The organism is Granulicella aggregans, from assembly GCF_014203275.1.
Taxonomy (GTDB): Bacteria; Acidobacteriota; Terriglobia; order Terriglobales; family Acidobacteriaceae; genus Edaphobacter.
Map to the genome: position 1 here is coordinate 14921 of NZ_JACHIP010000015.1, position 13346 is coordinate 28266.

Below are 13346 nucleotides of genomic sequence, written 5' to 3' on the forward strand. Positions count from 1 at the left end.
AGATTTCAAGCCTCTGGCTTTGTCCTGCGGTCTCAACTCTAGGACGAACGGGATGTTCGATGTGTTTAACATGGAAATGCCTGGACCCCATTCCAAGCGAGTCCAGGCACGATCTCTCAGTTCTTTGGTTGTTTCTCTACGCCTTTGCCGGGGTTGCTGGCGTCCACCAAATCCGGCGTTGAGACAGCTCCGAGCATCATCTTTTGCGCTGTAGTGTCGATGCGTTTAGTACGGGTAAACGGTTCCAGCTTGACCGACTGGCCAGTCTCCAGTGCTTCGATGATGGCCTCAAGAACACGCACGTCGGCGAATCCTTCTTCACCGTCTGGCTCAGGATCCACTCCAGTCAGAATGCAGTCAGAGAAATACTTCATCTCGCCACCGAAGTGATCCGTGTTCTTGAAGGACTCCTTGCTCTTCTTCTCACCAATCGAAACCGTCTGCTCAAGTCCTTTGCCGAACATGTAGGCCGGATCGAGGATGACACTTCCCTTTTCCCCAACAGCGATAAAGCTGTTAGTCGGGTTGCCAAAGTACGAGAGGTTAAATTGCGCGAGCCGTTCGCCCGGAAAGCGTAGGGTGACCGCGACCGTATCGGCAAAGTCTTGATCCAAACCGGACTCTGGGTGCTTTGTTCCTACTGCGGACACGACCTCAGTCGGTTCGTCGCCGAAGATGTAACGTGCCGCATTGACCGGATACGGTCCCATATCGAGTACTGGGCCGGCAAGCTTACCCGAGTGAGCGCGGTGATTCGCGGGGTCCACCGGCTGAGCGAAGGTTGAGGCAAACAGGTGGACATCGCCGAGTTCCCCCGAGCGCACCTTGTCAATTGTGTCCAGCGTGGCCGGCTCAAAGTGCAGTCGATAAGCCACCATGAGCTTAGCACTTGAGGCCTTTTCCGCCGCAAGGATCTCTGCGCACTTCTCTGTCGAGACCTCCATCGGCTTCTCAGTCAGTACATGAATCCCAGCGGCCAACGCGGGAACGATGAACTCAGCATGACGCCAGTTTGGCGTGGCAAGATAGATTGCATCGAAAGTCCCGGACTTCAGAGCTTTCTCGAACTCCTCATAACTGAACGTGGCCTTGGCTTCGTACTTTGCGGCTAGGTCTTCCGCCTTCTTCGGATCAGAGGTCACCAACGCTGTGATCTCTGAGTTTCCGGTGTGCCCCACCCCGGGCATCATGTCTTCCTGAGCAATATCCCCTGCGCCGACAATGGCGTACCGGACTTTCTTCTCCGATTCAAAACCGAGCGCTTCTTTGATCCCCATAATGACTGTTCCCACGTGTGGCTCCTTTGAGCGCTTGATGGGAAGGGATTCCAATGTTTCCGGAAGCTTCCGCAAGCACTCCTTGTGTGATGCAAGACAATCAGGGAGATCAGGGAAGTCCCTAAATTTCGATTTGTTCCATCGAAAAAGTCCATCGCTTTGAGGCGTTGTGGAGAAAAGCCGATGAAGTGCCGGACCTCCTCGTTGCCCCTGATCTTCAGTCCAGACTCCAAGCTGTTCACGGCTGAAACTTCTACACTTCCGTTATGCCTGCAGCACTCAAGTCTGTCGATCTGTTGGACGTATCCGAACTCTGATCCTGTCAGCGCACCCGTCAGCCTTGCGGGGGGGGCAATCTCCTGAAGGTGTATACCCATTATGAGATTGGTCGCCGGATTGTGGAGCAGGAACCACACGGAGCGGACCGCGCAGAGTATGGCAAATAGTTGCTGAAAGAGTTGACAGAGCGCCTCACCGTCTTCGGCAACGGCTTTTCGCGAAGCAACCTCGAGTACATGCGGCGGTTTTACCTGACATACCCGCAGAGGAGGAAACAGAAACTCTGTGCCAACCGAGTACGGGCACTGTCAGGTTCTGGTAAAGGGTTACGTCCATGAGGTAGTGATCGCCTGTGGCAGCGAGGTCATCGCACGGCACCGAAGCATCTTCGATGCGCGATCCGGATTGTACTTCCGAGCATGTCTCCGGTCCACGACGGGCGAGTCGCTCGGCCACTCCAAGTTAAGAGAGGAACTTAGCGTGGTCTGGAAATGCGCGGCGCGCACGTTGCTCCGATGGCTTTCGGCCGCTCTTTAGAATTTTCGCTCTCCTGGTTGAGGACTTGCTCTTAGAGAACTTGCTTCAGAACTGTCTGTACGCCGGTCCACTGAAGATTTGGATAGCGTTTGTTATCGAGTGGCGTCAGCCTTCCGCTTCCTTCGAACATGCAGTAGAGATACTGCATGCCCTGCCATATCGGAAAAGGCGATTCCGAGTCAGGCGTGAAGACGCGAATGATCCTGCTCAGCCGCCTCAATCTCTCCACTCCGCCGCCGCGAAACAGATGATACGGCGTACCACTCAGTTCAGAGGCCACTTTCGCCAGTCCGGCTGCGCTGATCTGCTCGCCGGCTATGCGCAAGATGGGCGGCGTATCGGGATCCAGCGCGGCTTCCGCGGTATAAGCTGCCGTATCGTCCATAGTCGTGAAGTCAAGCGGTTGATTGGGATCGTTACCCCAATACAGTACGCGCTTAATCTTGGGCAGCACCAGAGGAGCATCGCCTGCTAGGAGGTGCATGAACGCGCCGCTAAGAATTGTCGTCGATCGAATTGCCGCAAGATCCAGGTGCGCCTTGAACTGCCTATGGAGGTCGAAGTTGCGATTTGTACCCGGTTTAATCTTGGTGAAATCCATCGCATAGTCGGACGGGATAAAGCGGGGGACCTGCGCTTCAATGGCCGCGTCCAAGAGGGCTCCCTGAGCGTCGATCAGCACTTTGTCCAAGCCTAGCAAAGTCGAAATGACACAAGAGGCACCCTGGCAAGCACTCACAATTTCTGCTCGCACATTCAAGTCCGCTTCGACAATTTCGACTGCCTGTCTGCGTAAGGCGCTGAGTCTTGTGAATTCTGTGCCGGGACGAACGATTGCGCGGACAGACGCACCCCTAATGCGTAGCTCCCGCGCGACCCGTTGGCCCAGGTTTCCTGTCGCACCCGCTAACACGATCTGTTTCTGGTTCATCGATGGCACCTCAGTGGCTTCTCTCACACTTCGTGATGGCCATCCGAATTGAGATGCCACTAAAGGCAATGTGACGATGTCCTTCCGGATACGACTCGCACCGAAGTCAGAAATGACTGGCCATCCTCTAGAACTGGGGTAAGGGATCGGCTGAGATATCTCCAGCCGCACTGATGACGATCTAAACTCTAATGCCCTTTCCCGGTGCCCCAAAGCCCGGTCTGAGCCATCTGTAGCGCTCGGAGAGAAGAAGTAGTCTAGCCACCGCGCTTTGGGTTGAAGCTAGAACCTATGACTCTAGGAGCGGCGAGAAGGAAGCTAAGAAAGATCTTCGGTAACACTTCGATATCGTGAAGGATTGTCGTTTCGTCGGACCCTCCCAACATCGCGCCATGACGCATGGCGTACCAACTGAAAGCTGCAGAGAGTGCGGAAAGACAAAATGAAAGAACAAGACCCCCGCTGAGGTGAGGAGTATGTGCAAGCCGGTCAACCCCCGACTGCGCGAGCAACATGACGCCCGGCAAACCAATCCAGACCACCGCAGCAGTCTCCCATACAGGTTCAGCGTTCCTTAGTTGCTGTGATATGGCTCCGATCAAACCTCCCGTGACGAAAGCAAATATCGCTTCCACAACGAGTGCCTTCGTCGCCTCTCCGCGACCTGCCTGCAGATTTGTCGCGAAAAACGCCGTCCCGCGTACTGCAGCCGCGAAAGCCGCGGCCTTCCAACTCCACGGGGGAACCAGAGTTCGTATCGGCTCGCTCACGATTTTGCGTAGCGCCTGTCGGAGACGTATCGGTGTGTCTGAGGTTGGATCCATAGCTAACGGTTCGATGCCGATTGGGCACGTCTCAACAAGAGCGTGAGGTTGAAGCGTCTATATTGCTAAACGGATAAACCAGTCAGCATAGGGTGTATTAATTGCCATGTGCCGATTCCAGTCGGGGGTGCCGTCCGTCCACCAAACCGATCCCCGTTCACCCAACTCATGCTTGGTTTTGTCGACCTTCTGCCGCGCTGCTTCGCGACCGAGCTCGTCCTCATTACGCATAGCCTCACCCTTCTCCCTCCGCGCCTGCATCAGCTCCCTAACAAGGCGCTGCCTTGTTTCGGCAGGAAGTGAAGGGTTCGCGCATCGCCAGAGACGCCCCTTGACCACGAAATATCGTCCGTCGGGAGTGACCGGATAAAGCGACTTCATTTGTCGAACCTGTGCATGGGCATACGGATAGGTGCGGCTGCGGGACTCTGAACTTTGAAGACGAGCTTGGTTCGTTCATGTCTTTCCGTGTATTGCTTGCGCCAAAGAATGCTCGGCAGGCGAGGTCGCTAGCTTCCCTATGATCCGAAACGTATTTTAGATCTCATCAATAGCCGCCGATCATAAATCGAGCACGTTCCGCCATAAAATTGACCGTGCCTTCGCGATGTGGATTTTCATCGGACCGCTACGCCGTCAGTGGGGGCGGAAAGGGGAAACCGTAGTCTCGCGGAATGATCTCTACGCGTGACTGGCCGTTCTTTTTGTACTTGTTACGTTTGCATCTCTTCGGTGCGTTTCTCCGAACTTAATAGATGGCCAATGACTTGAGGGGGCCCACCCGATCGAGGACGGCTGACCTTCGACCCATTGCCCGCATACCTCGCAGGGGTGTTGCTTCCACTGCGCGCGATCTAAGTTACGCGTAAGAGCTTCCTGTGTACGGGTACCAAATGAACCTGAACATGGTTTTGCCGGGCGCATAAAAGTTATCTCTCCTCACAGTAGGTCTAGCTTTGGAGGCTTCACAACGTAGTGGCAGAACTGAATTGGTCACTGCTCGGGGAAACTAACTTCTCAACTTCAGTAATGAACATCGCAGGACCGTCAAAAGCATGAAAAACCGCGTCCGCCTCGATGATCTCGGTTCCGTTATGAATACGGGGGTCGACTACCAAGCATTTGACCTTAGGGCGGAGCGCGTTGGCAGCCCGCACATCTCTTTGCTGTGAGTCAGATGGGAGGCTAAAGCAGACGACGAGCAAGTCGGGTCTTCTAGACTGAATCAGATCCGCCAGGATAGACACGTTGAGCACTGTCTCTACGGCGAAACCATTCAATGAAAGTATCCGACTCCGGGTCTCCAAGAGGATCGGGTCGGCACCATGAATCAGAATTCGTTTAGACATGATTTCCTCAAGCGGCCGCTAATCTCGCTGGATCCTACTGGTTTGTGTTCGGTTGGTCAGTGCGCCGTACGACATAAGACAGTCAATTGTTGATCTGAATAAAAACCTAAGCCTAGCCATCAAAACGTACCGCATATCTCAAGACATTAGCCCAAAATAGCCGCCAGCTTCAATACTTGCTCTTCAGCAATCGTCATGTAACCGACGACCTTCTGCACATCCTCAGATTCCCGTCTCGTAAGATAAAACAGGTTTGTCAAAATTTCAAGCGGCAAGTGGACACGCTCATCAATGCTGTGGTCGACCATAGTCGCTCCTTTCGGACCCCGTTTGGCTCACGAGTCGTCCTCCTGCATGGATGCTTGTCGTTTGAGTGGTGGTTGGGTCACTCGCAGGCTTGTCGGCCCACAACCTGCCCTTCACCTCTTGGAGTACATTGTTGGTTGGTTAAGCTCCGTAGTCTCTTCCCTCCCAACTACTCAGAATATGATTTGGCAGTTCGACGAAAAACTGTCCGCAAAGGCTGACTCCACATCGAACCGTTCTCCCAAGGTCTGATCGTCCAGGAACAGAGAATTGTCTCCCAAATAAATAGCCCTCCACCCCGTCGTGGAATGGAGGGCTCAATGAGCATACAAAAGATTTTAATTCCGTTCGGATTGCTGATTAGCGGCTTGCAGATCGTTTGTAACTTTGAAAATTCCGGGTACACCGTTCGAACGGGGGCCGGCCAACGTCCGGCGAGGTCTTGAGAATGCACGGGCTTCATCAGTGCTATCCAAGGCCGCTCCAGTACGGAAAAATTTCATCGAAATGCTTGAACTCCCAGCCTCAGGAAGCGGCGCGCTTTCTCTTCAGGGTGCCCTGATCTGTAGGCAATTGTTCCCTCAGCCGTCCTCCGGCTCTGGACCTCGCGTGCTCCCTTTCACTGTCGCCAGTTTTGCCGCCAATCCGGTATGGGCCGACTCGTAAATGGCATCGGTAATTCTTTGGTCCCGCAATCCTTCTTCGCCGGGCGTATGTGGAGAAAGGCCTTTCTGCAAACACAGCGAAAAGTGATCCATCTCAGCTGCAAAATTGGTCTTTTGGTTTTAGCGACGGCTCGTGTGCCATTTCCACCCCGCCATCCACAGCCTTCTCGAACTTCATCTTGATCCCGTTGTAAGCGAAAGCCGGATTCAATTCGGCAAAGGCGTCGGTTCGCTCGATACGAAGGAATTGTGACTTGTGGGCGTTGTACGCGGAGTTGAAGCTTGCCGTGAACCCCGATGGGAGCTTTGCAATCACCTGACAACTCGCTTCTACCTCCGCGAAGCGAGGATCGTCCTTCGGTCGCGCTATGCTCGCTTGCACCTCGTAGGGCTCCTTCCCAGACAGGAATCTTGCGGCACTCAAGCAGTAGATGCCTACGTCCGGCATTCAGCCACCACCCGACATGGACCTCTTCAATCGTCATTGCGCCGGGTCGCCCTGATTCTGCGAGTTTGTCGCGATGAATTGCGTCAGCGTCCCAAACTTGCCTTCGTGAATCATCTTCATCATGAGCCGGTCATAGCTTTCGTACTGGCTGCGGTGGGCGATCATCATCACATTTGCCGCCTTACATGCATCGATCATGCGTTCGCAGTCCTTCACCGATGTCGCCATGGGCTTCTCGCAGAGAATGTGTTTGCCGGCCTTCGCACCACGCACCACGAACTCCGCATGCATACTGTTGGGCAGTAAGATATAGATCGCCTCAACCTCATGGTTTTCAGCAATCCGGTCATAGGTCCCGTAGTCGTAAATCGCACCCTGTCTGATACCGTACTGAGTTGCGATCTTCATCGCCTATCCCGATCACCACTCACCAGCGCCACCGGTTATGAATACTTACTCCTGCCCATCGCAGACAGACTCTGACCCAACGCAAGCCGTCCCAAACCTACGATTGCATAGCCCGTGCGCTGATCTTCAGGCTCAATTGGGCCCGGAACCTTCTCCGGCTCCTCCGTCGCAGCATGGATCTGAGACAACTACACCTCCACCGCCTGATTGGGCCTACTGAGCCAACTTCCTGCGCAGTAGCCGTGGCCGCCGCCGCCGTCAGCACGATCCCCGAAGCGGCACGCAGAAACTCTCTCCGATTCGACTTTGCTCATTGATTTCACTCATATTGTCGCCCACCGTTGCCGGTTGGGATGCAGCCGCGCTCTGGCCAAGATGTACCGCCTGCGCGACGCAATAAATTTGTTGAGGTAAAGGGGTTTCTCTACGAGAAGTTCGACATCTCTTCGCGCGGAGCAGAGCCGGGGAGAGCGTAAGTGCTGATCAAAGCAGAGATCGCTTGGGTCGCCTCGGGAGCACAACCGGCGAAACGGGCTGCGAGCCAAGCCTGGGGCGTTATGGTGATCTCGGCGCGACCAGCATTGACAGCATTGAAGACGCGACTTGCGGCGTAGTGAACGTTTGCGGAGATGAGTGGAGTGCGAGCCGCGGTCTGAAACCACAGTTTTTCTTTTGAGACTTGGCCGACGAAATGGGTGTGCGCTTCACCCCCGGTCCGCATAAGGCCGGGGCAGACGGTGGTCACGCGGATTCCCTTGTGACGGAGCTCGGCGTGAAGGCCTTGGGAAAAGCCGGTGAGCGCGAATTTTGCCGAAACGTACGGCAATAGATGCGGCACAGCGATCTTTCCACCGATGGAGGAAATGTTCACGATGGCTCCTGTACGCCTTCCGAGCATGCATGGGAGAGCTGCGTATGTGGCGTATAGAGCGCCAAAAAAGTCTATTGCCATGGCCCTTTCATAGATTTCTACCGTTTGATCTTCCGCGGGGCCGACTTCGATCACTCCAGCGTTATTAATGAGAACGTCCAGTGCGCCGAAGGAGTCGAGGGTGGCGGCGACGAGATCAGAGACTTGGTGCTTATCGCTGACATCACAGGCGACCAGAAGAATATCGTCTTCATTGCCGACCGAACCCGCATCCAGCAACTCCTTTCGCGCTAGATCGAGATCATCACTATTTCGTGCGGCCAATACGAGCTTAAGCCCGGCCTTACCGAAGCGATGGGCGAGCGCGAGGCCAAGGCCACTGGAAGCTCCGGTAATAATGACAACTTGCCCAGCCACGACCTTAGGCTTTTGCAACAGACGCTTCACGACGAATGTGGTGGCGATGACGGAGACAGCAATGTTTAGGATCGAATATCGGTTATTCATCCCTACTGAGATGCTCAAAGCGAAGCGGCGCATCACTAGGTCCATTCTGCGAGCAAACAGGTTCGGTGTGTGCTGCCACCAAACTTATGGAGCGTTCATCAGTCACCAATTGCATCGAACGGTGTACGAACAATGACTTGTTTGGTTCGAACAAAGGAGATCAATGATCGAAGCTGTGCTCTGTGATATCGATGGAACTCTGGTTCAAAGCAACTGGCTCCATGCGGCCGCCTGGAAAGAGGCGTTCGCTCAAATTGATATTGACGTTCCGCTCGAGGATGTGCGCCGGCAAATAGGCAAAGGAGGCGATGAACTCATACCAGTCTTTGTTCCTTGGTGGAAGCGCAGGGCGGTGGAGGAACCGTTGAAAAGATATCGAGAGTTCATCTTCAGAGAGCATTACATTTGCCAGGTGAAACCTTTCCCAAAGGTTCGCGAACTGCTCCTTCATATGAAGCAAGCTGGGATCAGGGTTGCACTCGCTTCCTCCGCAGACGAGAGAGACCTCGAGGACTACGAACGGATAGCTGACATTGACGACCCAATCGAAGAGAGCAGCTCGTCAGATGATACGAGCCATTCAAAGCCCCACCCAGACATTTTCGAAGCCACGCTAAAGAAATTGGGCATAGATGCGAAAAACGCCTTAGCTTTGGGAGACACTCCTTATGACGCGGAGGCGGCAGGTAAGGCCAACGTTTGGACGGTGGGTGTGACAACCGGTGGATGGTCAGAGACGGAGTTCCTCGCGGCCGGGTGCATAGAAGTTTACAGAGACGTTGAGGAGATCTTGTAGAATTTCGGCAACAGTGCATTTGCACGAAAGCTATACGGTTGACGTGTTGACGGCGCTCTTCGACACTCTGAGGGAGATCTTCAACCGGGCGTGAACCTTGATCGCTAAATTTCCCTTTCCCCAAGATTTCTTGGGGACTCCAGTATTGATGTCGTCTCGAATCCTTCCTCAGCAGCGAAGGGTCTGTCCGACTGGTTCAGATTTCGTCGGAAATAAGCCGCCCCGCCCGACACATCATTGCGAAACTTTACATTATGTTGCCTCATGCTCACGTCTGGAATCTGCATCCAAACCTGCAGACGACCAGGACCAAAAAAGGAAGCACCCTCCATGTGGAAGAAAGATCCCCTTGCTAAAGTCGCCGACGTCTTCGTTGAAACTCTCATGAAAGCAGGCGTCAAACGAGTCTACGGCGTGGCTGGCGATTCCCTCAACGGGTTCACTGACGCTATCCGCTCCCATGATGGCATCGATTGGCAGATGGTTCGTCATGAAGAGGTGGCGGCCTTCGCCGCAGGGGGTGAGTCCCATATCACCGGCAAGCTTACCGTGTGTGCCGGAAGCTGCGGGCCCGGCAATCTTCATCTCATCAACGGTCTTCATGATTGTCACCGCAGCCGTGTCCCTGTTCTAGCGATCGCCGCCCAAATTCCTAGCGCTGAAATCGGAACGAACTACTTCCAGGAAACTCGCCCCGAACAGATCTTTCTTACCTGCTCGGATTTCTGTGAGGTTATCTCCTCACCCGAGCAGATCCCGCGCGTACTTGCGATCGCAATGCGCACAGCGATCGCAAAGCGCTGTGTTGCCGTTGTCGTGATCCCAGGAGACATCCTTACGAAGTCCGCCACATCTCCTGCGGTCGACCTCGGCATCTCGGGTCCCGCAGCCTCCATCCTTCCACCAGCTTCTGCTCTCGCAAGTGCGGCCAAGTTGCTCAACTCTACAAAGAAGATCACCATCCTGGCCGGTGCGGGCTGCGCCGAAGCGCGTGCCGAAGTGTTCGCCATCGCCGAAGTGCTCCAAGCTCCAATCATCACGGCGCTACGCGGTAAAGAGTACCTCGAATACGACAATCCTTACTTCGTCGGACTCAACGGTCTCATTGGCATGCCATCTGCTTATCGCGCGATGCAAGATTGCGATACGCTACTGATGCTCGGCACGGATTTCCCCTACTCGCAGTTCTATCCCGCAGCTACCCACGTTATTCAGATCGACATCCGCGGCGAACAGATAGGTCGTCGCACAACGGTCGATGTCGGTCTCATCGGCGATGTGAAGCATACCCTGCAAGCCCTTACGCCGCTTCTCACAAAACACAAGAGCAGTCACCTCACAGATTCAATAGAACACTTCCAAAAGGTGCGCAAGGAACTTGATGACAGAGCGGTCGGGGAGCCAGGCAAATCTCCAATCCACCCGCAATACTTGACCAAGTGTATTAGCGACCTTGCCACAGACGATGCCGTCTTTCTCTGTGATGTCGGCACGCCAACCACGTGGTCTGCCCGCTACCTCAAAATGAATGGCAAGCGCCGCCTCCTCGGCAGCTTCAACCACGGCACCATGGCCAACGCCATGCCGCAATCCATTGGCGTCCAGTCTGCGGAGCCATCCCGTCAGGTGATTACTCTCTCCGGAGATGGCGGCATCTCCATGCTGCTTGGGGACCTGCTCACTCTACGGCAGCTCAATCTGCATGTGAAGGTCATCGTCTTCAACAACGGCGCACTCGGCTTTGTCGAGCAAGAGATGAAGGCTGCAGGCGTCGAGACCTATGCCACCGAGTTCAAGCCGCAAAACTTCGCTGCCATCGCAGCTGGTGCGGGCATCCGCGCATGGCGCGCTGAGACTCCAGAGCAGGTAATTCCCGCCCTACAGGAAGCGTTCGCTTATTCTGGACCCGCTGTGATCGACGTCGTCGTTGCACGCCAGGAACTTTCCCTTCCGCCCACAATCACCCTGGCCCAAGCTGCGGGCTTCAACCTTTACATGCTTAAGGCGATGCTTCATGGAGACGGCCACGAAGTTCTCGATATGGCCAAGACAAACCTTTGGAGATAAGCGTCCAATTTTGCGGGAGAGGGTGAAGGCTCGATTTACTAGAAATTGCGATGACATCAGGGTGCCTGCGTTCGGCGGGAAGTGTCCGCGCATACCTTTCACAGACCTTATGCAAGACCGATCATTCAAGATCTGTTTTTCGGCCGACACAATATATCTGTCAGGTGTTCGAGCGACCGGCTCATGTCGGCCAAATAACGCTGCATGGTGTCCCTCGGAACGTCAGGGCAGCTCATAAGGTAATGAACGTTGTGCATGGTTTCGACCTCAGAGCGGCATAGGTCCAGGACTTCGTTTTCGGACAACCCTTCAACTTTTCTGGGTGAGGTTTCCATCACGGTCTCCATCTCGCTTCCGATGCGCGGTTGACCAGTGGAGGATGCCAGCGAAAGTGCGCCCGACCGCGATGGCATACAGCCGCTCACCGTTCCGTGCTGCGCACCAGAGACTTTCAATGCGTTCGTGCCGGAGGCTCGGGACACCGGGTGGAGATACGCCCAGTCCCCGGCGTAGCATTGATAGATGGCTGCGAAACTGAAAGACTTGACTTCATGGACAGACCGGACCGGTCGGGATGGTTTGCGGTCCTTCACCGACGACGCGACCGGTACGTTCTGGCTCGAACAGAATGCTTCCAAAACTTCGAAATGGGCGAAGTTCGCAAGCCAAGGTCATGAAGTGGCGTGGGAGTTTGGGGCGAATCGCCGTTACACGGGACGCATGCTGATAGACGGAGAGATTTACACTCCGGCCGAAGCTACGAAAAAGTTTCTGCAGACGGAAAAGCAAAAGTCTTACGGCTAACAAGTGGAGTCTCCGACGACAGCATTGAAGGCTTCGTAGACTCTACATAGATTTCCAGTCTTGCGTTGTCGAAATGGCATCTCATATGCGTAGGAGGCAAGATCATGGCGACACTGACGACGTCTAAGAAAAACTCTGAGCCGAAGAGCGATTTCGGTCTGCCAGAGGAACGCAAGTATCCTATGCCAGATGTGGCTCACGCCCGAAACGCCAAAGCCCGGGCGTCACAGGCGGAACAAGCAGGCAAGTTGAGCGCGGCAGACAAGAAAAAGGTCGATAGCAAGGCGGACAAGGTTCTCCATAAGAAGTAGAGACCTTGTGGCTGGGGATGGAGCCGGATAACTTGGTCACGCTGTGTCTCCAGAGTCGAGTATTTAAAGAGGCAGCGCGAGCGGAATGGGTCTATGTTGCGTGCAGTTTAGGGGATTGCTCTTGAACGCAGCACTGACATTTACAATTTGCTGCGGTTCCTCAAGGCACAGAACTCCACCTTTGACGTGGTTCAGTCGGAGCTGACCGCCGGGCGGAAGTGTAATCACTGGATTTGGTTCGTCTTCCCTCAAATCAAGGGCCTTGGTTCAAGTCCAACTGCTCAACGATTTGCGATCTTCAATCCTGGAGAGGCAGCCGCCTACCTTGAGCGTCCCGCTCTTGGACAGCCTCTTGAGCAATGCACTGCGCTTGTAAATTCTCTCCAGAATCGATCAGTTCAGGACATCTTCGGCTATCGAGACGACCTGAAGTTCCATTCTCGATGACTCTGTTCGTCGGGGTTTCCGATTATGGTCACTTTGAGATCCCGGTATTCGCGCAGGCTTTTGCGAAATACTCATGGGCCGATTGGACGAGAACACGCTCAGCCGACTCCGTTCCGGATAGCATCTACTGCCCGCTTGAGATTTGGTCTCCGGAGATGATTTTTACTCTTTCGATTAGTTTGAGCGGATGTAGAGGCTTCGAAAGCACTTCGATATCGTGACCGAGTTCCAGGGCATATTCCCGGAGATCATCCACTCCTGCCTGGCCGGTAGACAGAAGGATCTTGCATTGCGGATGAGTGTTGCGTAGTCGGTTTGCTAGGTCGAAACCGCTCATATGGGGCATGATGATGTCCGAGATGACAAGATTGGGTGGTGTAGCGGCACAATGGATCGCTAAAAGGAACGCAGTGAAACCCTTCCCGGTGAAGGATATGTGCGGTTGTTTCTGCAATTGAAGATTCATCGTCCACGATGAAGATAAGAAAGGGATCGGACATCTGGTTCATTCGGTCTCTG

General features: G+C 54.4%; 13 protein-coding genes and 1 pseudogene. 6 read left to right on the plus strand and 8 right to left on the minus strand.

Features of this window, described 5'->3' with window-relative positions; genetic code table 11:
• Positions 1-116: 116 nt before the first annotated feature.
• On the minus strand, positions 117-1292 hold the full coding sequence (locus tag HDF16_RS25300; protein ID WP_348641431.1) for a Gfo/Idh/MocA family protein: 1176 nt from the start codon (positions 1290-1292) through the stop codon (positions 117-119).
• A gap of 543 nt (positions 1293-1835) precedes the next feature.
• Between HDF16_RS25300 and HDF16_RS32160 the strand changes: the two are divergent.
• Positions 1836-2093 (plus strand): annotated as a pseudogene (locus HDF16_RS32160) (Mu transposase domain-containing protein); the annotation flags it as partial.
• A gap of 31 nt (positions 2094-2124) precedes the next feature.
• Here the strand turns inward: HDF16_RS32160 and HDF16_RS25310 are convergent.
• The 6 genes from HDF16_RS25310 to HDF16_RS25340 all read right to left on the minus strand — a co-directional run bounded on the left by HDF16_RS25310 (position 2125) and on the right by HDF16_RS25340 (position 8402).
• Positions 2125-3024, minus strand: coding sequence for an NmrA family NAD(P)-binding protein (locus HDF16_RS25310; RefSeq protein WP_184222896.1), 900 nt, complete (start codon positions 3022-3024; stop codon positions 2125-2127).
• Between the two features lie 881 nt (positions 3025-3905).
• Positions 3906-4229, minus strand: coding sequence for a hypothetical protein (locus tag HDF16_RS25320; protein WP_184222898.1), 324 nt, complete (start codon positions 4227-4229; stop codon positions 3906-3908).
• Positions 4230-5343: 1114 nt separating this feature from the next.
• Positions 5344-5505, minus strand: coding sequence for a hypothetical protein (locus HDF16_RS25325; RefSeq protein WP_184222900.1), 162 nt, complete (start codon positions 5503-5505; stop codon positions 5344-5346).
• 757 nt (positions 5506-6262) lie between these two features.
• Positions 6263-6616 carry a Gfo/Idh/MocA family protein gene (locus HDF16_RS25330; RefSeq protein ID WP_432432285.1) on the minus strand — a complete coding sequence of 118 codons (354 nt, stop codon included), beginning with the start codon at positions 6614-6616 and terminating at the stop codon, positions 6263-6265.
• 33 nt (positions 6617-6649) lie between these two features.
• Positions 6650-7024 carry a Gfo/Idh/MocA family protein gene (locus HDF16_RS25335; RefSeq protein WP_184222904.1) on the minus strand — a complete coding sequence of 125 codons (375 nt, stop codon included), beginning with the start codon at positions 7022-7024 and terminating at the stop codon, positions 6650-6652.
• A gap of 424 nt (positions 7025-7448) precedes the next feature.
• On the minus strand, positions 7449-8402 hold the full coding sequence (locus tag HDF16_RS25340) for an SDR family NAD(P)-dependent oxidoreductase (RefSeq protein WP_184222906.1): 954 nt from the start codon (positions 8400-8402) through the stop codon (positions 7449-7451).
• 163 nt (positions 8403-8565) lie between these two features.
• Here HDF16_RS25340 and HDF16_RS25345 point away from each other — a divergent pair, with 163 nt between their 5' ends.
• The 5 genes from HDF16_RS25345 (at position 8566) to HDF16_RS32165 (ending at position 12827) form a co-directional block, all read left to right on the plus strand.
• Entirely contained in the window at positions 8566-9198 is a 633-nt protein-coding gene (locus tag HDF16_RS25345; protein ID WP_184222908.1) for an HAD family hydrolase, read from the plus strand.
• Positions 9199-9528: 330 nt separating this feature from the next.
• Positions 9529-11265 carry a ubiquinone-dependent pyruvate dehydrogenase gene (gene poxB / locus HDF16_RS25350; protein WP_184222910.1) on the plus strand — a complete coding sequence of 579 codons (1737 nt, stop codon included), beginning with the start codon at positions 9529-9531 and terminating at the stop codon, positions 11263-11265.
• A 522-nt stretch (positions 11266-11787) separates the two neighbouring features.
• Positions 11788-12069, plus strand: a complete 282-nt coding sequence (locus HDF16_RS25355; RefSeq protein ID WP_184222912.1) for a hypothetical protein — start codon at positions 11788-11790, stop codon at positions 12067-12069.
• Positions 12070-12173: 104 nt separating this feature from the next.
• The gene (locus HDF16_RS25360; protein WP_184222914.1) at positions 12174-12380 is read left to right on the plus strand and encodes a hypothetical protein; all 207 of its coding nucleotides are present in this window, start codon (positions 12174-12176) and stop codon (positions 12378-12380) included.
• Between the two features lie 186 nt (positions 12381-12566).
• On the plus strand, positions 12567-12827 hold the full coding sequence (locus HDF16_RS32165) for a DUF1810 family protein (protein WP_432432286.1): 261 nt from the start codon (positions 12567-12569) through the stop codon (positions 12825-12827).
• A 124-nt stretch (positions 12828-12951) separates the two neighbouring features.
• Here the strand turns inward: HDF16_RS32165 and HDF16_RS32170 are convergent, their stop codons facing one another.
• Positions 12952-13293 (minus strand): response regulator, encoded by a 342-nt coding sequence (locus HDF16_RS32170; protein WP_184222917.1) that lies wholly within the window; start codon positions 13291-13293, stop codon positions 12952-12954.
• Between the last annotated feature and the right edge of the window lie 53 nt (positions 13294-13346).